Below are 19,855 nucleotides of genomic sequence, written 5' to 3'. Positions count from 1 at the left end.
CAGGCAGTGTGCCCAGGAAAAGATAAAGGTTAAATCCGATCGCAATTCCGTAAGGTAAATTTTTCATATCTGAATCGGCCGTACCAATGATCTGGGCAGATTGCAGAATAAATACACTCGTTAAACCAACAAGTGTAGAAATAAAGAAACAGACAAGAATAATTTTAAGAAATTTCATCAGCTCAATAATTAATTAATATCTGGCGAACGCACAATCATTGTAAATTGTTTGATGTTTTCGGGGATGGTCCTATATTAAAGCCGAATGGATTTACTACAAAAGCTTTTAATCGGCAAATTTCATTCCGTCAACATTCAACGGCGCTTAGAGAACTCAATAAAGTATTTGGTTTATTTATAAACTTTAATCGGCTAGATTGGTTCATAAATATATTATTAACTTAATCACTATTTATGAGATTCAAGAACAAAAATATACTTGTTGTGGGTGCAAGTTCCGGCATTGGTTTAGACCTGGTTCATTTATTAAATGCTGAGGGTGCGAATATTTTTGCAGCCTGTAGAAGCCGCTCAACCCTATGGCCTGAATCAGTGGAATATCTGGAAATGGATGTAGTGGATTCTACATCAGCCTTATCCTCATTCCTGCCTGAAGAACTTGATGGACTAGTTTACTGTGTCGGAAATATCAACCTGAAGCCATTTGCGAGAATTTTGGAAAGTGACTTTATTGATGATTTTAAACTGAATGTTGTCGGGGCAGCTTCATCTATTCAGCAATCGCTAAAATCATTGAAAAATTCTTCTTCAGCATCTATTGTGCTCATCAGTTCCGTTGCAGCAAGAACCGGAATGGCCTTCCATTCAAGTATCGCGGCATCCAAAGCTGCGATTGAGGGATTAGCAATTTCACTCGCTGCAGAATTAAGTAGCGTTCAAATCCGGGTTAATGTTGTGGCGCCGTCTTTGACCGATACACCTCTTGCCTCAAAACTTCTGAACACGCCCGAAAAAATGGAAGCTGCAGCAAAAAGACATCCTTTAGGAAAGTATGGTACAGCAAAGGACATCAGTACCGCCATTGCATTTTTACTCTCTACAGAAAGCAGTTGGATAACCGGACAAATTATACCTGTAAACGGTGGTCTTGGCAACCTTAAAACAACATTTTAAGAAGAATAAATTTTATTAACCTCCGTTATGCGCAAACGATATCATACATTAAGGCTAATTTTAGGCGACCAGCTGAACATGCAGCATTCTTGGTTTGCCAAACCTGCAACCGATACCCTTTACGTATTAATGGAGGTGAGAACAGAAACCGACTATGCCTGGCATCATATCCAAAAGCTTTGTGCTTTTTTTGCCGCCATGGAAGATTTTGCAGCACAACTGAATGATGAAGGATTTGAAACGCTTTACCTCAAGCTTGACGATGCTGAAAACAGACAAAGTTTTGCAGATAACTTAAAATACCTGGTGAAGAAATTTAGCATCGAAGAATTTCATTATCAGTTGCCTGATGAATACCGGTTAGACAATGAACTACAGCATGTTTGTAATACTTCGGGGATAGCTCATCGAGCCTTCGATACAGAGCACTTCTACACCAGCCGAGACGAGGTTGCCATATTATTTTCCGGAAAGAAAGAATTACTGATGGAAACCTTCTACCGCAACATGCGTAAAAAACATCATATTTTACTCGATGAGGGTGATGATCCACATGGTGGTAAATGGAATTTTGACGCGGAAAACCGCAAAAAACTTCCTAGGAATCACAAACCAAATCCCCCGCTCTTGTTTGACAATGACGTTAGGACCCAGTTGATCAGAATCACCGGGGATAAGATTGTGACTATTGGCAATGTTGATGCTCAATATTTAGGGTGGCCGATAAACCGGGAGCAATCACTAAGGCTTTTGAAATATTTTTGCGAAAACGGCCTGCAACTTTTTGGAACTTTTCAGGATGCGATGCACAGCGAAGAATGGTCTCTTTACCATTCCCGACTGTCATTTAGCATGAATACCAAACTGCTTTCACCCATGGAGGTGGTGAATACTGCAATTAAATACTGGAGGAAAAACAAAAAATCAATATCGTTCAATCAAATCGAAGGATTTATCAGGCAGATTTTGGGTTGGCGTGAATATATGAGGGGAATATACTGGATGAAGATGCCGGAATTTGAATCTATGAATTTCTTCAACCATACCAGAAAACTGCCAAAATGGTACTGGACCGGTGATACACATATGAACTGCCTGAAGCATGCGATCAGTCAATCACTCCAATTTGGATACGCACACCACATTCAGCGGTTGATGATTACGGGGAATTTCGCTTTACTTGCGGGCATTCATCCCGACGAAGTAGATTTCTGGTACCTTGGCATTTATATCGATGCCATACAGTGGGTCGAAATTACCAACACAAGGGGAATGAGCCAGTTTGCGGACGGCGGAATTACAGGATCAAAACCCTACACGGCCTCAGCTAATTACATTCACAAAATGAGCAATTACTGCGAAAAGTGTAAATACGACCGCAGCGATAAAACAGGAGAAAATTCATGCCCTTTTAATAGCTTATATTGGGATTTTCATGACAGGCACAGAAGCAAGCTTGAGCATAACCACAGGCTTGCAATGGTTTACCGGATATGGGACAAGATGGATGTAAAAGTTAAAGAAGCTGTTCTGAACAGAGCAGATTCTTGTCTTAAGCACATTGAACTGTTATAATATTTCATCAAACATTGCCGGCAATATTTCAAACATTGATGTTCTGGCTTTAATAACAATCTTAAAACTATTTAGCTGGGGTAATGTTGAGAATTTGAATAAGATGATTTATTCTGAAATCAAAAGATATGAACACAGGAAGTATAGAATATTTGAACCTCAGGGAATTAGCCAACGAAGATTATACCATTAGTGACGGAGAAGCCGATATAACAGGATGGCCTGTTGTTGACGAAAGCCAGACCACAGTTGGAAAGGTAAGAGATCTACTTTTTGACCCTGAGCAAAATGCCATCCGGTATATCATTACTGATCTTGAAAATGACGTTTCAGCATCAACTAATAAGGCCATTTTAATCCCTATAGGGTTTGCAAAGCTTGGGATCGATAAAAAGGAAGTTATAATACCTGTAATGGATAAAGTACAGTATGACAGAATGCCTGGATATATCATTGGAGAAGTAACCAGGGATACAGAAATGAAAATAAGAGCAGCAATTGGCAGTCCGGCAGCCTTGAAAATAGAAGAAGAAATCATAGAAATTGATCAAGCTGATTTTTACCAACATCACCATTTTGACAGGGGAAATGTGATTTCCAAATAACAAGAGATTTCACCTGCGAATGTTATTTCCCAGTCAATTAGTGAGGACCGGAAGGAAGAAGAAAGCACTATCCATCAACTGATCGATCATGCACGATCAGAAGCAAAATCTGAACAGGGGCTTGACCAACCTGCAGCAGATAACCACGATCATTTTAGTGTAAGTACATCGCAAGGTACGTTCATAATCCAGCCACAAGCTAATGGAATCTACAGAGTTTTCGAAGGAGAGAGTAAAATCGGAGTGATATATGCAGAACCTGGTCATAACGGCAGTAAATGGCAAACGATGGATCATCTGGACGAAGGCCTGGTTATTAATTTAGGAGAGGCAATTACTCATCATAATACATCAGCATCATAAAGCTATGTTCATAAACGACAACCTTGAACAGGTTGTCGTTTATGCTTATTTATCCCCTCTGATTCATCCTGAAGCTACCCTCCTATTCACTATCAAAGACAATCAATAGAAAACAATTCAGAGCAGTATTATTTTTCAGTATTTGTATCTGAACGTCCAGATTGCGGCTTATAAACCATTTACCATAACATGGTACTGGCCATTTCTCAGTTCGCCAATTAATTGCTGTCCGCTTCGCCATCTCTTTATTCTGTTTGAAAACTGGATATCAGACCTGGGTTTAATTTCACCTGTAGGGTCATAATATTCGGACATGTACTGACGCATGGCAATATGTACATCCAAAGATGATCCGTGCAGTAACACTTCGACATTATTTTTTACAAGTCCTGAAAATGCATCTGCCAAAGCAGCGGCGTAATAAGGGCAGTCCCAATCGTGCCTGAATGGGTCATCACCTTTTATATTTACTTTTTGAAGCGGATGCGAAACATCTTCTATCAATTCGTTCGCTGCATCTCCAAATACGTTTGAATAAGCATTCACGAAATGATGCCACCAGCGCGGATGCTGAGGGAGTTGTTTCAACAAGGTATCACATATTAAGATCCGCTTCGGAAACTCAGGTGTTTGAGGGTCAATTATAACAATGGATGTTCCGAAGTGCCCCTCAGTGATGGAGTGACGTGAACAGATTACAAAAAATAATAACTGACCAGGAATTAAATTTTCTTTTGAGTATTGATAAGACCTTATTTCCTGAAGCCGGCCTTCCAGAAAGCCGTTTTTGAAAAGCACATGAAGATTTCCCTCAGATTTCATAGTTGAAAACTGACTGTTCTGAATAAACACATTTGCATTTGCCGGACGGCTGGCGAAGTGATTGCCACTGTTATATCGTACTTCAGCAGAATCTTCAGGGTAAGTTTCAATATCGGCAATATCACCAACTTCAGTTTGTTTATTGGGCTGCACCGACCGGAAAGGGATATGAACCTCCACATGTTCCATCCGCCGGGCAAGGTTGTAGATGCGCTGCTCTGAGCGCGAAAGTAAAGGATCACCACTAATGCTGTCGAAATACACCAGATGTTCCGGGCGGTTGAGATGAAGGAAGATGCGCTCGTCACTTAATAATTCACCCATGGGATTTTCGGAACTGATAAAAAAATCGCGCAGCGCATCGTTTTCCAAATAAGCAGAATTATCCTGATCAAACCGCAATAATCCAGGTTTTGATTGCTTAACCATCCAGGCACAAAGAAACGATGAAATATCGGATTCGAAAGCCATATTTCTATTGCGCGCCTCCAATGGCGATACGGTATATGGCTTCATAAGTTAGTGTTAAGTTCTTTAGGTGTTGAAAGCTAAATATAGCAATCATATTATATGAAATCAAGTGTTTAATCACAACCTTTAGGCTTAAAGGAGTGAAATGGAATGCATTTATTATATTATCAATGAAACATAGTAATATATGCCCGGATGATTTACGTTATTCCCTTTTATTTTCAGTGATTTATATTATTTTTGTTATCAAACTAATCAGCCTTACCCCCTGAGAACCACAGTCTACACGAAAAACCCTTTTAATAATTGCCTGCCAGTAAGCAAATATTAACCTAACAAGCTATACGATCGATTAAGTGTTGAGTGAGAAGGATATCATATTGGATTTGAAAGCAGGAAAAGAATCTGCCTTCCGGATAGTTTTTGATCAGAATTTCAAGAAGCTTTATGCTTTTAGTTTCCGGATTCTTAAAAATAAAGAGCAAGCCGAAGAAGTGGTACACGATGCGCTAATCAATGTATGGATTCATCGGGGAAAGCTTAACGAGCAACTATCTATTTTACCCTACCTCTACACCATCACGCGCAGGTTAACACTGAATGTGCTCCGGCAAATTTCTACTTCACAGAAAATGATGGACCAGTTGTGGTTTGACATGGAGAAAGTGAGCAATCAGACCGAAGAAAAAGTTCTTTTATCAGATTTACAGCGATTCACGGAATCTTCCATAAATATTTTACCCCAACAACAGCAGATTGTATTCAAGTTAAGCAGATACGAGGGACTGAATTATGATGAAATTGCAGAAAAGCTTCAAATCTCGAGAAACACTGTGAAAAATCACCTTGTTGCTGCATTAAAAACCTTGCGAATGCATTTCCACATCTCTGATATGAGTTGTTTTTTACTTATCTCAAGCTTATTATTGAAAAAATAGGAATAAATCCTAATACACTAGTCCTAAAATCTGTTTCAAGTGTAATGCTATTATAAACCCGATATAAAGGGAATATAAAGCTATGATTAAATCTGCCCGGATAGAGTACCTGTTACATCAACACCATAACGGAACCATTACCCGACCAGAGTATGATGAGTTGATGGAGGCACTTAAAACGGATTTAAATGATGCAGGGTTTACTGCAAGCCTTGATCAGGTTTGGGCAGCTACTACGGATGAGAGCTTTCATAGCCCCAATGAACAAGAAAACTTTTATCAGCGGCTTTTACAGCATGAGGATTTCAAGCCGAAACGTTCGGATACCAAACTTATCCCATTGTATCGCTATACAGCCGCAGCCATCGTTTTACTGGCCTGTGCCATTAGCATTTATTTTCATACCACAACAGGTTCGGTTTTCAATCGTCTTAGCGATCATGATATTGCACCTGGCGGCAATAAAGCTATGCTACTATTATCTGACGGAAAAAAAATTGATCTTGAAGCCATATCCAGCGGACAGTTGCTACACGAATCCGGCATAGACATTACCAAGACAAAAGACGGCCAGCTGATTTACACTATCGATCAATCTGCTGCTTCCGGCGATACCAATCTAAAGAATACTGTCATCACCCCTAAAGGTGGCCAATATCAGGTAAACCTGCCAGACGGCACCAGGGTTTGGTTAAATGCACAATCCACCCTTAAGTTCCCCCTACGTTTTGCAAAAGTACGTGAGGTGAGCTTAACAGGTGAGGCGTATTTCGAAGTTGCTAAAGTTTATCAGGATGCCAGCCATAAGGAGCGTTTGCCTTTTTATGTAAATTCCCAGAATCAACGTGTTGAAGTGTTGGGCACACATTTCAACATCAACGCGTATCCCGAAAGCCTGACGAAAACTACACTACTTGAAGGAGCAGTCCGGGTGGTCTCGAAAGGGAACACTTATTCGAATAATCAGGTCTATCTGTTACCTGGCCAGATGGCCATCAATAGCGGATCAGCCATGCAAACAGGAACTGCTGACCTCGAAGAAATCATGGCGTGGAAAAACGGGCTGTTCATTTTCAATGGTCAGAATCTCGCTGCCATTATGAAAGAAGTTGAGCGCTGGTATAATGTGGAGGTAGTCTTTGAAGATAAGGACCTGAAAAATGATGTCTTCAATGGAAGTACCTCCAGGTTTAAAAATATTTCTGAGTTACTTGAAGTACTTGAATCAACAGGATCAGTTCATTTTAAAATTTCGGGAAGGAGGGTAACTGTGATGGATTAATTTATACCCCAATTAAAATGCACTGACAAAAAATAACCGGAAATGCTGCGAACATTCCCGGTATAAAAAATTAGTGTATTCATGTAACGTATCAAACAAGACAATAAACCACTAAACTACAAATGTAATGAAATTTAAGGATCTAATCCGATCTGAGGCTCCTACCTGGATTAATAAATCTATAGTTCGTGCGATGAAACTAACAATCTTACTAATGACTACATTTTTGCTGCAGGTACATGCCAATGGATTTGCTCAAAATATAACATTGAACCAAAGAAACACTTCACTCAAGCAATTGTTTTCACAAATCAGAAAACAAACCGGATACAATATCCTGTGGCAGGAAGGCAAAGTGAATGATGCTATAAAGGTGGATGCTGTTTTTGACAATACCCCTCTTGAAAAAGTGCTTGATAAAGTACTGGTACCAAAATCGTTAACCTACAACATCATTAACCGGACCATAGTAATCCGGAAAGCCGACAAACCATTTCTGGATAAAGTAGTCGACTTTTTCTCCTCGATTGATATTGATGGAAAAATCCTGGATGCAGAAACCGGGGCTGAAATACCAAAGGTTACCGTAACCCTTAAAGGTACTGCACGCACAGTGCTGGCCAATGAACATGGAACCTTTCGCTTCGCCAGTTTGCCTGATGACGCTACCCTCGTTTTTTCGAGCGTAGGCTATGTAACGCAGGAGTTAAAAGCCAGCGCAAATATGACCATCAAAATGGTGATGGCTACCAAAGAATTGCAGGAAGTGATGGTATCTACAGGATATCAAACGCTCAGCAAAGTGAGTACTACAGGTTCTTTTGGTGTACTTACGGCTAAAGATATCGAACGCCGCCCGAAAATTGACTTATTGGAGGGCATCCAGGGAACGGTACCTGGTGTAGCAGTCGACCTGCGAAACAACAAAATACAAATTCGCGGCGTAAGCTCATATTCGGGCAATTACGCTCCCCTTATTGTTATCGACGGATTTCCAGCCATCAGTCAAAGTATTACTACGGTAACCTCAAATGGCATTAATGGAAATCCATCGAATCCAATTGTTACCAATACATCTGGAAATGCCATCCTAAGTCAGTTTAACCCTGATGATATTGAAAGCATCACATTCCTTAAAGACGCGGCAGCTTCATCTATATGGGGTGCCCGTGCAGCCAATGGAGTAATTGTGATCACAACCAAAAAAGGAAAAAGGGGTGCCAATACCATCAAATTCAGCAGCATGGTGAGCACCTCGGCTCCGGCAGACTTCAGTAAACTGACTTCCATGAACAGTTCTGATTATATTGACCTGGAACAAGAACTGGTAGATAAAGGATTTGTAAGCGATCCGGTGGCGGCCATTATTGCATCACCAGCAAATGGTTATCGAAGTGCTCCTGTTTCAGAAGCACAGGAATGGATGTTCAAAGCGAAAAGTAACCCAGCCTATACAGCGCAACGCGATTCGGCTTTAAATGTATTGAGAAACCGGTCTAATCAGGATCAGCTTCGCGAATACCTGTTGCAAAGGGCCGTTACGCAACAATATAACCTGTCGTTTTCGGGGGGAACAGATAACAGTTCATATTATATTTCTGGAAATTATACCAAAGATCAGCCGATTTATAAAAGTAATGGTGCCAAAAGTTATAACATCAATACCAGTTTTACGAATGATTTCCTGCGCAAGCGCATCACGCTTAATACTGGTTTGGTTTATAACTATCAGTCAGCACAGGTTAATACAGCCGCTTTGCAGGCATTGGGAGTTGGTATTTATGGAATGGCGCCATATGATCAGCTGGTAGATAATAATGGAAACAGAATTTACCGGGGTGTTACTTTTACTACACGGGTTTCAGATAGTTTAACCCGTACCAAAAATTTGTTGCCCTGGACATACAATGCCATTGATGAGCTTGATTACAACCACACCATTACAAATAAAAATAACATCAGGTTGAATGCTTCCCTGAAAGGCATCATTACCTCGTGGCTGAATGTGACGGTTTCCGGACAGTATCAGAAATCAATTGCTGATCAGATCAATAACCAGAATCTGAATAGTTACCTGACCAGAGATCTCATCAACAACTCTACAAATCCGCTAAACCTTACCAATTCAAGCTATCTGAGGGTAAATGGCGTTCCAAAAGGAAGTGTTTACAAAACCAGCAGATCTACTTTTGATGATTATGGCTTGAGAGGTCAGCTAAATGCAAACAAAAATTTTGGCAGTGATCATCATTTTGATTTGATTGCCGGAACAGAAATCCGCGAGTCGAAATATCAGGGCACCGAACAAACCTTGTACGGCTATGACGAAGAAAGATCCACATCGGTTGCGGTGACGCCAATAATCAGTTATAACACCATCACCGGATCAACAGGCCGTTTAACAAGTCAGGGAACAGTTTTTAAAAACAGGACCCGCTATTTATCCTACTACAGCAATGGAACTTACAGCTTCAGGGAAAAGTATTACCTAAGTGGTAGTGTGCGTTTTGATGACATTAATATCATTGGCGTAGACAGAAGAGACCGCGCCCGCCCGCTATGGTCATCGGGTTTACGCTGGGATGTTAAGAAAGAAAATTTCATGGCCGATTTAAACTGGATCAATTCATTAAGCCTTCGGGGAACCGTTGGTACTGCAGGGAATCCGCCTTTAGCATCCAGCAATTTTACTACCATCAACTCCGGCCTTGTAGATAACATTACCCAACTTACCTATGTTACTATATCGAACCCCGCAAACCAGGGTATTGGCTGGGAAACCACTAAAATGGTAAACGGAGGTGTTGATGCCTCGTTTTTGAATAACCGCATCTCTTTTTCAGTTGATTTGTATAGCAAAAGAACAACAGATATTTTGATTAACCAGCCCGTTAATTCAGCATATGGTTTCAGCACCTTACAGTTCAATAGCGGAACATTGGCTGGTCACGGCCTGGATTTAGGTTTTACAGGCAGAATTATCCAGGACACCAAATTTAGCTGGACTTCGACATTAAACTTTTCATATAACACAAACAAGGTTACCGATAGCCGTTTCCCTCCCACTACAGTTACTGTTGGTACTGCTACCATTACTACTGGCTATCCGCTTGATAACCTCTTTGTTTATCGTTGGGCAGGATTAGATAATACCGGCCAATCACAAATTTATACCGCTGATGGTACTGTCGTAAAATCAACAGCCTCAACAGCCATAAAACCTGAAGACAGAACCTATGCCGGTAGGACGACGGCTCCTTACTTCGGAGGATTTTTAAACGTGTTCAGCTATAAAAACTTTGAATTATTTACCAGGATCACCTACAACCTCGGGCATAAATTCCTGATCCAGAACATCAATAGCAGCAACTATCCAAATGGCGCATCTTCTTCAGGATTATTGGCCACCAGCCAGGCATTGGTTAACCGATGGAAAAAACCAGGTGATGAGGCTAATACAAACGTACCCGGGTTAAGCGGAACGAATTTTAATAGTTTTAACAGATACATGTATAGCGACCTCAATGTCAGGGATGCAGGAAACATCCGTTTTCAGCAAATCTCACTCAACTATAATGTTCCGCAATACATGTTAAAAAAGGTACCATTTATCAGAAACTTCAGTGCTGGCTTTACTCTGGGCAACCTGGGCTTACTATGGGTAGCCAATGAAGAAAAAATTGACCCCGATTATCAAATGACTGGTTCATTTATCAACCTTCCACCGACCAGGAGTTATGTATTCAACCTTAAACTAACGCTTTAATCCCACCATGAAAAAAATTAATTATATCATATTGGCTATTGCCAGCTTCAGCATTTTGGCATGCAGAAAGTATGTTGAAATTCCCCCTGAGCAAACGAAACCATTAATTACAACTGTAGATTACATGCAGTTGATGAATAACTCTTTTTTAAACGAGCAAAGCTATTATTATCCCGTTTTTTCGGGCGATGATTGTGGTACTACAGAAACCACATGGCAAAATGGATTAACTGTTCCAGCCGGAAATGCTTATATGTGGGCCGACCGCTTTTATGGTGCCAATGAAGAAGACCTGGACTGGCAAACCAATTACAAAAAAATATTTATCTGGAATACTGTAGTTAATGGCATTATGGGTAGTAACGGGGCTGAAACCGACAAGCAATCAGGCCTTTCATACGCACTGGTACACCGGGCATTTGATTACTTTACCTTGGTTAATCTTTATGGCAGGCAGTATGATCCCGCCACTGCCACTACTGACCCGGCGGTGCCTTTAATACTTCAGCCGAAATTCCTGACAGACTTATCGCGCGCCAGTGTTCAAAATGTTTACGATCAGATTGTAAACGACTTGCTGGCGGCTGTCCCTAATTTGAAGGATTTGCCAGATTACAATACCAACCCTTCAAAAGCTGGTGCCTACGGGCTATTGGCGCGCGTGTACCTTCATAAGCGCGATTTCACTCAGGCACAACGCTATGCTGATTTAGCGCTGTCGTTGAAAAACACGCTTCTGGATCTCAATTCCTTTAAATCACCCACGGCGGTTTTCCCTACTAAAATCTTTAATCCTGAAGAAATATGGTTAAAAAGGACTAGTCAGTATCCAACAGCGTTTCCATTAAGTGCCGATGCAGAAAGCATGTACGATAAGACCAGGGATTTGCGCTACACCTATCTCACTGTACCGGGTGCCACAGTAAGGTTCAGCAACTTCACCATTGCACGCGCTTACAATAAATCCATACTCACAGGTGATGGTGGTTATGTAGGTCCGAGTGTTCCTGAAATGATCCTGATCAAAGCAGAATGCCAGGCCCGGGCTGGAAATACAGCAGCAACGCTAAGCCTATTGAACGATTTCCGCAAAAAGCGTTATGACAATGCTTCGGCCTATATAAACCAAACGGCTGCTAATGCCAATGAAGCATTGCGCCTGGTGATAGAGGAGCGTAAACGCGAATTTGTAGGCCGTGGATTCCGATGGTTCGATCAGCGTCGCCTTAGCAAAGATGCCGGCTTTATCAGCACTTTAACACGCGTGTATAAAGGGAATACTTACACCCTTGAGCCCGGCGGCAATCGCTATGTATATGCCATAGCGGATAAATACATTACGCTTAACCCTGAAATCACACAAAACCCAAGATAGAATTTACCCATGTTAAAACAAAAAACCATTTTAATGGCCGCAGCCATCAGCATTACATCTGGCATTTCGGGCTGTGCACTTTTTCGAAAAAAACCTGCCCCGGCTGCAAACGTTGCAGTTGTAGATCAGGCGAAGAAAAAAGCTGATAGCCTGGCCAAAGCTACAGGCTTAAAACCGTATACCGAGATCGTTTCAAAAGGAACAAAAACGCAGCACGGATTTTTCACCGTACACCAGAAAGAAGATAAATACTATTTTGAAGTACCAAACCAGTTACTAAGAAGAGATATCCTGATTGTAAGCCGCATTGCCAAAGCCTCGGCTGATATGCGCAATGGTTCATCAGGGTATGCCGGCGACCAGATTGGTGAAACCGTATTCCAGTTTGAAAAAGGCCCGAATAAAAAGCTTTTCTTAAGAAGGATTTCCTTCGCCGAATTGTCGAAAGACAGTACAACAACGATGTTTGCCAGTCAGCAAAAAAACAACATCAGTGCTATTGTTGCGGCTTTCCCTATCATCTCCATGCCGAAAGATTCATCGGCTATGGTTGTGGACGTTACCGAATTTTTAAACAGTGATAACGATGTACTGTATTTCCAGAAAAAGATGTTTAAAGATAAGGCGGGAATGGGTGCTCAGCAGAACGACAAAAGCTATGTCGACTATATCCACACTTACCCGAAAAACATCGAGATCGGTTCGGTTAAAACCTATGCTGCCGGTATGAACCCTACCGGTTCGAGCTATACCGTTACCTTAAACGCATCATTGGTTTTATTGGATGCGCAACCCATGCGCGCGCGCCTGGCTGATCCTCGTGTGGGATATTTCTCCACTTCTTTCCGTGATTTCGATGCCGATCCGCAAGGGGTAAAAACAACTACTTATGTAAAAAGATGGAAACTGGAACCTAAACCTGAAGATGTAGAAAAGTACAAAAGAGGTGAATTGGTGGAGCCAGCTAAACCAATTGTATTCTACATCGATCCGGTAACCCCTAAAAAATGGATACCCTATTTAATGGAAGGTATTAACGATTGGCAGAAAGCTTTTGAGTCTGCTGGATTTAAAAACGCCATCATGGCCAAAGAAGCACCAACTAAAGAACAGGATAGCACCTGGAGCATTGATGATGCCAGCCATTCGGCAATTATCTACCGTCCGTCGGCAATTGCCAACGCGATGGGTCCGAGCACTTCCGACCCGCGTAGCGGGGAGATCATTGAAAGCCATATTTTCTGGTATCACAATGTGATGTCGTTACTGCAAAAATGGTACCGTGCTCAGGCTGCCATGGTTGATCCTGAAGCCAGAAAAGCCACTTTCAGCGATGAGCTGATGGGTAACCTCATCCGTTTTGTATCTTCTCACGAAGTTGGACATACACTGGGTCTGATGCACAATTTCGGTTCGAGTTCTACTGTACCTGTCGAAAAATTACGCGACAAAGCCTGGGTAGAAGCTAATGGCCATACCCCCTCTATTATGGATTATGCACGTTTCAATTATGTGGCGCAACCAGAAGATCATATCAGTCAGAAAGGCATTTTTCCACGCATTGGCGATTATGACAAATGGGCCATTAAATGGGCTTACACCTGGCACCCTGAATTCAGTTCTGCCGAAGAAGAAAGTAAGTCGCTGGTTAAAATGGTGAGCGATTCTCTTCAAAAAAACCATCGCTTATGGTTCGGATTTGAAGGTGAACCTTTTGATCCCCGTTCGCAAAATGAAGATCTGGGCGACAATGCCATGCTGGCCAGTACTTATGGGATTAAAAACCTGAAGAGAATGCTTCCGCAGCTGGAGAAATGGGTAAGTGTACCTGGCGATGATTTCGGAAAATTATTTACTGCCTATGAAGGGGTATGGGATCAGTATGGTTTATACATCGGCCATGTAACCAAAAACGTAGCGGGTGAAAATAACACCCCGAAAGTGGTAGGCGAACCCGGCTTACGTTTGGAAACGACACCAGTATGGAAACAACGTGAGGCTGTTAAATTTCTTAACGATAATGTATTTACGACGCCAACATGGCTGATGAATAAAAGTCTGGAAAATAAGCTGAATATTACTTTCGGCGTGGAATTAAATGCGGTACAGGAAAACGCAATCTACAGCCTGATTACCAGAAACCGCTTAAGCAGAATGCTTACCAGTGAGATGAACGATAAAGGGAATGCATATACCGTATCTAACATGTTCAGCGACCTGGATAAAGGTATTTTCAAAGAATTGTACAAGGGTCAAAATTCGGACACCTATCGTAGAAATATGCAAAAACTGTATGTATGGCGCTTATTGATGCAAGGTTTTTTCGCAAATGATATGGTACAAATCAATCCTCCGAATACGTATCGTTTCACCGTAACGGATTTAAATGGAATGATTAGAAATGAACTGAGAAAACAACAGGCTTTATTCAGATCTACCCTCAAAACGCCAGGTCTAAATGAATTAAACCGTGTTCACCTGAAGGAGATGATTTCGTTAATTGACAGCAAATTCAATGCAGAAAGCAGCGGACTTGCAAGGTAAATGGCACAAAAGCCTTATCTCATCGGATAGGAATATATAATAATAAGTTAGTTTGATGACAAATGGCAGGACCGCGATGGGACTGCCATTTTTGTTTATGGCAACTATTCCAACAATAAAATGTTCACATTACAACATCAATTAAATGAGGTCTTATTCGTACATCCTGTGTAAAAGTTCACTTTATAAACATAAGAAAATCATTAAAACAGACTTTAAATAGCCTCTTAGTGTAGTTTTTTGAGTATAAAAAAAACCCTCCAGTAATACTGAAGGGTTTGTGGGCCCACCTGGGCTCGAACCAGGGACCAAAAGATTATGAGTCTTCTACTCTAACCGACTGAGCTATAGGCCCGGAAAAAACTTACGTTTTTTGCGAGTGCAATGTTACAAATTTGAATTCAATTTTCGAAAATGTTTTTTGCTAATTTTTACAAAAAACAACCTATCACCTCATTTTCAATGTACTACACCCCAGGTTTTATTCGGCATTGCGCCCATCTCCAGTTCCAGCTTGCCCCCATTCATCAGTTGCTCATGCGTAAACCACGGCGTATTCAATACCTTTCCATCAAACTTAGCACTTTGAATATACTTATTGATTACCGAACAGTTGTGTGCAACCAGTTCGAACTTTTTCCCCTTAGGCAAATCAATGGTCACCTTTTCAAAAACCGGACTACCAATGGTATATTGCGGAATTCCGGGGGTTAGGGGATAGAAACCCATAGACGAGAACACCACGAAGGCGGTCATCCCTCCCCCATCTTCATCGCCCGGTATGCCGAAAATATTGTCCTTAAACCAGGTATCCAATAAAAAACGGATGCGTTTCTGGGTTTTCCAGGGAGAAGCGGTAAAATTATAAAGATACGGAATGTGGAAACTTGGTTCGTTACCCATTGAATATTGCCCTACCAAACCTGTGGCATCAGGAAGTTTCGCCCAGAAAGCGTATTTTGCCCTGCCCAGTGGCTCGCGGAAAAGCTGATCGAGCTTGTTTTCAAATTGCTGACTTCCGCCAAACAGCCCTTGAAGGCCCTTGATATCGTGCTGCACCTGCCACAGGTATGTCCAGCCATTATTTTCATCATAATAATCACGGGCACCCATGCCACCATCAAACACCGGATCGATGTTGATCCACTTGCCATACTGATCTTTAGGCATAAACAGCTGCTTGCTGGCGTCCCAGAGGTTTCTGTAATTCTGGCCACGTTTATTGAAACGCTGGTAATCTTCCTGCTTGCCTAAATTACGTGCAAATTGTCCCAGTGCCCAGTCATCGAAACTGTTGCCAAGGGTAACGGCCACCGCCTGTCGCTTCTCCCACGAATCTACAGCCGTATCAGTTTCCTTTTCATCAGGCTTTAATGCCGGTATGTAGCCATTTTTATAGTAAAATTGCTCCAATTCCCCGCCCTTACCATTTTTCCATGGCATCATGGTTGCCTCGTCTGCATTTTTCTTCATCCCCTCATAGGCTTTCTGCACATCGTAGTTCTTCAAACCTTTATTGTAGGCATCTAAGAATACGAGCGTAGAATGGAAGCCATTCATGCACGGATTGTCTCCGAACAATACCGGAAAAGTAGGTACCCAGCCGCTTTGTTCGTACATGGAAACATAGGAGTTCAGCATATCTTCTTCCTGCGCCGGATTGAGGATGGTTCTTAAGGGGTGATGCGCGAGATAAGTATCCCAGGTCCAGTCATCCACGTAAAAGGGCCTGATGGTTTGGTGAATCCGGTTATCATACCCGCTATAGTACTGTCCATCTTCGGTAATATCTACCATCCTTTCGTACGTACGGTATAAGGCCGTATAAAAGGAACGTTTCTGTCCATCAGTTCCGCCAATGGTTTTGATCTGGTTAATCACTTTAGACCATGCATCTTCACCATGCTTCACCAATGTTTCGAAGGTTTGATTTTTAAATTCGCGCTCGAAGTTTTTACGCGCCTGAGCGGCACTTATATATGATATCGCATACCGGAACTCGATCTTTGCAGCAGTTTTGGCCGGGAAGCTTACATAAGCTTTAACATTTTTAGTGAGATCACCTTTCACAGCAGTTTCCGCACTGAGCTGATCATTTCTGATTACCCCAACACTTGCACCATCACTGAATACCCCGTAGAGGTATACTTTAACCTTGTCGTGGTAAGTTTCCAGACCAGTAATTTCGTTTCCGGAAATAAAGCGGTACTCACTTTCGCCATCATTATAGGTACCCAGCAAAATAGATTTCGGAGTATTTGCGGGAAATTCAAACCGGTAGTAGCCCGTTTTCTGATTGGGTACGAACTCAACCTTGATTCCCTGATCGATGAGATAGGTAGAATAGTACCAGGGCCGCGTAACTTCCAGTTCATGATCATAGGTGGAGCGCTTGTTCCATGTACTCACATCGGGCTTTTGGGCCCATGGCATAATGGAAAACACTTCACCCAAACGATGCGATACCACATTTAGCGGAAAACTGGATAGCTGATCGTCCATGTAATCTTTGCGTATCGGGAACATCCGGATCATTTGATTCGGCAATTGAACTGTTGGCCGTGTGGGCTCAAGCAGCTGCCCCACATTACCGATCCTGGGATCAACATACTTAAGATTGCCCGCACCGGAATAATCCTGCGCTATGGAATAGAAAACTGTAGCTGAAAAGAGGACAACCAGACTGAATATCTTTTTGATCATGTTAACTAAAAATAATTAATCGATTTAGCAGTATAAATTAAAGCCTTAAAAGTAAAATTTTAACCGGGATAATCACATAACATTTTGGTTAAGGTGAATTAAATCCTCCAGGATAATGTGGATAAAACAAATTGTTATTGGCACATTACCAGTGCCCAAATGGTTATTTTTGCCTGTAATATGAACAGCCCTGATTCGGAACACCAGTTACTTTTTGATTTTTTAGCCAACACCAACCAACCTGTTTTCCTTACCGGAAAGGCGGGAACAGGAAAAACAACCCTGCTTCGTAAAATAAGGGAAACTACGAAAAAGAACTTTGCCGTTGTGGCGCCTACCGCTGTAGCGGCAATAAATGCCGGCGGTGTTACGCTCCATTCATTCTTTCAGATTCCTTTTGGTCCGCTGGTGCCTAATGCCGAAGAGCAGGATGTAAGCCAGATGAGGTATGCTGATGAAAAGCAACGCCTGCTCAGGTGTCTGGAGTTACTTATTATCGATGAGATTAGTATGGTGCGGGTTGACATCATTGACTTCATTGATCGTACATTAAAACGGGTTAAAGGATCAAACCGGGCTTTCGGTGGCGTACAAGTCTTGATGATCGGCGATCTGTATCAACTGTCGCCAATTTTTCACGATGCATGGCACATCCTGGGTGCTCACTATAGCAGCCCATACTTTTTCGACAGCCTGATTTTTCGTACGATGCCTGTAGTAACCTTTACCCTTGAAAAGGTTTACCGTCAGTCGGACCCCATGTTCCTGAATATCTTAAACGCCATGCGCGAGAACCACCTGAATGCTGATTTGCTGGAGGCCTTAAACCAACGTTACGATCCATCTCTGGATCAGGAATGGAAAGACGATTACATCACCTTAACCACACACAATCAAATGGTTTCGGAGATTAATCAGAATTGCCTGGAGAAACTGGAAGGCGAAACCTTTGAGTTCGATGCGCAGGTGAACGGAGATTTCCCCAGAGATGCCTACCCTACCGATGAAAAGCTGAAGCTGAAGCGAGGTGCGCAAGTGATTTTTATTAAAAATGATTCATCGGGCAAGAGGCAATATTACAATGGCAAGGCTGCCCGGATTACCGGGATTACTACCGACACCATTAAGGTAGCTTTTATTTCCGATGGACATGAAATTGAGGTGGAACGTGAAATCTGGCAGAATGTAAAATACAGCCTGAGTAGCCAGGATAATAAAATAGATGAAACCAGTACCGGATCATTTTCCCAATACCCATTTAAACTGGCCTGGGCCATTACTGTGCACAAAAGCCAGGGACTGACTTTCGACAAGGCAATTGTAGATGTAAGCGGCGCTTTCACCCATGGACAGGCTTATGTGGCGCTGAGCCGCTGCCGCAGTCTGGAAGGATTAATTTTGAAATCGCCTGTAAAAAATGAAAACATCCTGACCGATGAAAAAGTAACCCGCTTTACCTCTGCTTCACATCAGCAGAAGCCTGATCTGTTGTTATTGGAGAAATATAGCCAGGAATATGCCTGGGGCCTGATCCGCGAATTGCTCGACTTTTCATTGCTGGCAAAAGACTGGGCAAAGCTGGGCCGCTCCAAACTGATAGATAAGGATGAGAAGCAGGCTTTCGTAACTTTGTTCGAAGAAGGCAACCAGATCCTGGAGAATGAGGTGATCAGGGTTGCAAATAAATTCCTTTCACAGGAGTTTGCAAAGGTATCAACAACGAGCAACCCCACGGATGAAAATGCTTTTATGGAACGTTTAAAAAAGGCTTCAGCCTATTTTATCCCGAAACTTGAGCATGCCATAAATCTTTTAAATAAAATTGTTGCCATTAAGTTTTACAGCGATACGCATTCGGAAAAACTACTGAATAAAGTTAACGACTGCCTGGATGTGCTGAAGGTTAAACTGGCGCTGTTCCGGATTTCATGGATACCATTTTCCGTTAATGATTACATCAGTACTTTCCACGCGACAAGTAATAAAAAACCTGCTGGAAGCAATGCAGCGAAACCGGCGTTTAAACCAAAAGAAATTTCCAATCCGCAGGTATACAAAAACCTGGCAGAGTGGAGAAAAACAGTGGCGGTGCAACGTGGCGTTCAGGATTATGCAGTACTGTCAGACCTGGCTTTGCTGGCCATTGCCGAGCGTTTGCCCAGAACCGCCGATCAGCTTGCGGCAATAAAAAGCGTAGGTTTTGGCAATGCCAAAGAATTGGGCCAAGCCATCACCAGAATTGTAAATGCGCACCTGGGCACCAGTGAATTGTTTTAG

General features: G+C 42.1%; 11 protein-coding genes and 1 tRNA gene. 9 read left to right on the top strand and 3 right to left on the bottom strand.

The window, feature by feature from the left end; all coding sequences use genetic code 11:
• Positions 1 to 414: 414 nt before the first annotated feature.
• The 3 genes from AC570I_RS03185 (at position 415) to AC570I_RS03175 (ending at position 3,314) form a co-directional block, all read left to right on the top strand.
• A complete protein-coding gene (locus AC570I_RS03185) occupies positions 415 to 1,134 on the top strand; it encodes an SDR family NAD(P)-dependent oxidoreductase (protein WP_497404313.1) in 720 nt (239 codons plus the stop codon).
• Positions 1,135 to 1,161: 27 nt separating this feature from the next.
• Complete coding sequence (locus AC570I_RS03180) at positions 1,162 to 2,709, top strand: cryptochrome/photolyase family protein (RefSeq protein WP_497404312.1); 1,548 nt, start codon at positions 1,162 to 1,164, stop codon at positions 2,707 to 2,709.
• Between the two features lie 128 nt (positions 2,710 to 2,837).
• Positions 2,838 to 3,314 carry a PRC-barrel domain-containing protein gene (locus AC570I_RS03175; RefSeq protein WP_497404311.1) on the top strand — a complete coding sequence of 159 codons (477 nt, stop codon included), beginning with the start codon at positions 2,838 to 2,840 and terminating at the stop codon, positions 3,312 to 3,314.
• 531 nt (positions 3,315 to 3,845) lie between these two features.
• Here AC570I_RS03175 and AC570I_RS03170 read toward each other — a convergent pair.
• Complete coding sequence (locus AC570I_RS03170; protein WP_497404310.1) at positions 3,846 to 5,015, bottom strand: hypothetical protein; 1,170 nt, start codon at positions 5,013 to 5,015, stop codon at positions 3,846 to 3,848.
• Between the two features lie 311 nt (positions 5,016 to 5,326).
• Between AC570I_RS03170 and AC570I_RS03165 the strand changes: the two genes are divergently transcribed.
• The 5 genes from AC570I_RS03165 (at position 5,327) to AC570I_RS03145 (ending at position 14,875) form a co-directional block, all read left to right on the top strand.
• Positions 5,327 to 5,908 carry an RNA polymerase sigma factor gene (locus AC570I_RS03165; protein ID WP_497404309.1) on the top strand — a complete coding sequence of 194 codons (582 nt, stop codon included), beginning with the start codon at positions 5,327 to 5,329 and terminating at the stop codon, positions 5,906 to 5,908.
• Positions 5,909 to 5,990: 82 nt separating this feature from the next.
• Positions 5,991 to 7,190: a FecR family protein gene (locus tag AC570I_RS03160; RefSeq protein WP_497404308.1), complete on the top strand. Its 1,200-nt coding sequence runs from the start codon at positions 5,991 to 5,993 to the stop codon at positions 7,188 to 7,190.
• Between the two features lie 193 nt (positions 7,191 to 7,383).
• Entirely contained in the window at positions 7,384 to 10,956 is a 3,573-nt protein-coding gene (locus AC570I_RS03155) for a SusC/RagA family TonB-linked outer membrane protein (protein ID WP_497404307.1), read from the top strand.
• A gap of 7 nt (positions 10,957 to 10,963) precedes the next feature.
• Positions 10,964 to 12,331 carry a RagB/SusD family nutrient uptake outer membrane protein gene (locus AC570I_RS03150; protein ID WP_497404306.1) on the top strand — a complete coding sequence of 456 codons (1,368 nt, stop codon included), beginning with the start codon at positions 10,964 to 10,966 and terminating at the stop codon, positions 12,329 to 12,331.
• Between the two features lie 9 nt (positions 12,332 to 12,340).
• Positions 12,341 to 14,875, top strand: coding sequence for a zinc-dependent metalloprotease (locus tag AC570I_RS03145; protein WP_497404305.1), 2,535 nt, complete (start codon positions 12,341 to 12,343; stop codon positions 14,873 to 14,875).
• Between the two features lie 281 nt (positions 14,876 to 15,156).
• On the opposite strand, the gene AC570I_RS03140 is transcribed toward AC570I_RS03145, so the two are convergent.
• Positions 15,157 to 15,230: transfer RNA gene (locus AC570I_RS03140), tRNA-Ile, on the bottom strand.
• Between the two features lie 104 nt (positions 15,231 to 15,334).
• Complete coding sequence (locus tag AC570I_RS03135; protein WP_497404304.1) at positions 15,335 to 17,578, bottom strand: GH92 family glycosyl hydrolase; 2,244 nt, start codon at positions 17,576 to 17,578, stop codon at positions 15,335 to 15,337.
• 117 nt (positions 17,579 to 17,695) lie between these two features.
• Between AC570I_RS03135 and AC570I_RS03130 the strand changes: the two genes are divergently transcribed.
• Positions 17,696 to 19,855 carry an HRDC domain-containing protein gene (locus AC570I_RS03130; protein ID WP_497404303.1) on the top strand — a complete coding sequence of 720 codons (2,160 nt, stop codon included), beginning with the start codon at positions 17,696 to 17,698 and terminating at the stop codon, positions 19,853 to 19,855.

Source organism: Pedobacter sp. A2324, from assembly GCF_059693705.1.
Note: the sequence above shows the minus strand (reverse complement) of the source record. Positions and strands in the feature narration are given on the sequence as shown.

Bases quoted from the DNA above. Each gene is read 5' to 3' on its own strand.
- AC570I_RS03185 (WP_497404313.1), top strand. From the start codon at position 415: ATGAGATTCAAGAACAAAAATATACTTGTTGTGGGTGCAAGTTCCGGC.
- AC570I_RS03180 (WP_497404312.1), top strand. From the start codon at position 1,162: ATGCGCAAACGATATCATACATTAAGGCTAATTTTAGGCGACCAGCTG.
- AC570I_RS03175 (WP_497404311.1), top strand. From the start codon at position 2,838: ATGAACACAGGAAGTATAGAATATTTGAACCTCAGGGAATTAGCCAAC.
- AC570I_RS03170 (WP_497404310.1), bottom strand. From the start codon at position 5,015: ATGAAGCCATATACCGTATCGCCATTGGAGGCGCGCAATAGAAATATG.
- AC570I_RS03160 (WP_497404308.1), top strand. From the start codon at position 5,991: ATGATTAAATCTGCCCGGATAGAGTACCTGTTACATCAACACCATAAC.
- AC570I_RS03155 (WP_497404307.1), top strand. From the start codon at position 7,384: ATGAAACTAACAATCTTACTAATGACTACATTTTTGCTGCAGGTACAT.
- AC570I_RS03150 (WP_497404306.1), top strand. From the start codon at position 10,964: ATGAAAAAAATTAATTATATCATATTGGCTATTGCCAGCTTCAGCATT.
- AC570I_RS03145 (WP_497404305.1), top strand. From the start codon at position 12,341: ATGTTAAAACAAAAAACCATTTTAATGGCCGCAGCCATCAGCATTACA.
- AC570I_RS03135 (WP_497404304.1), bottom strand. From the start codon at position 17,578: ATGATCAAAAAGATATTCAGTCTGGTTGTCCTCTTTTCAGCTACAGTT.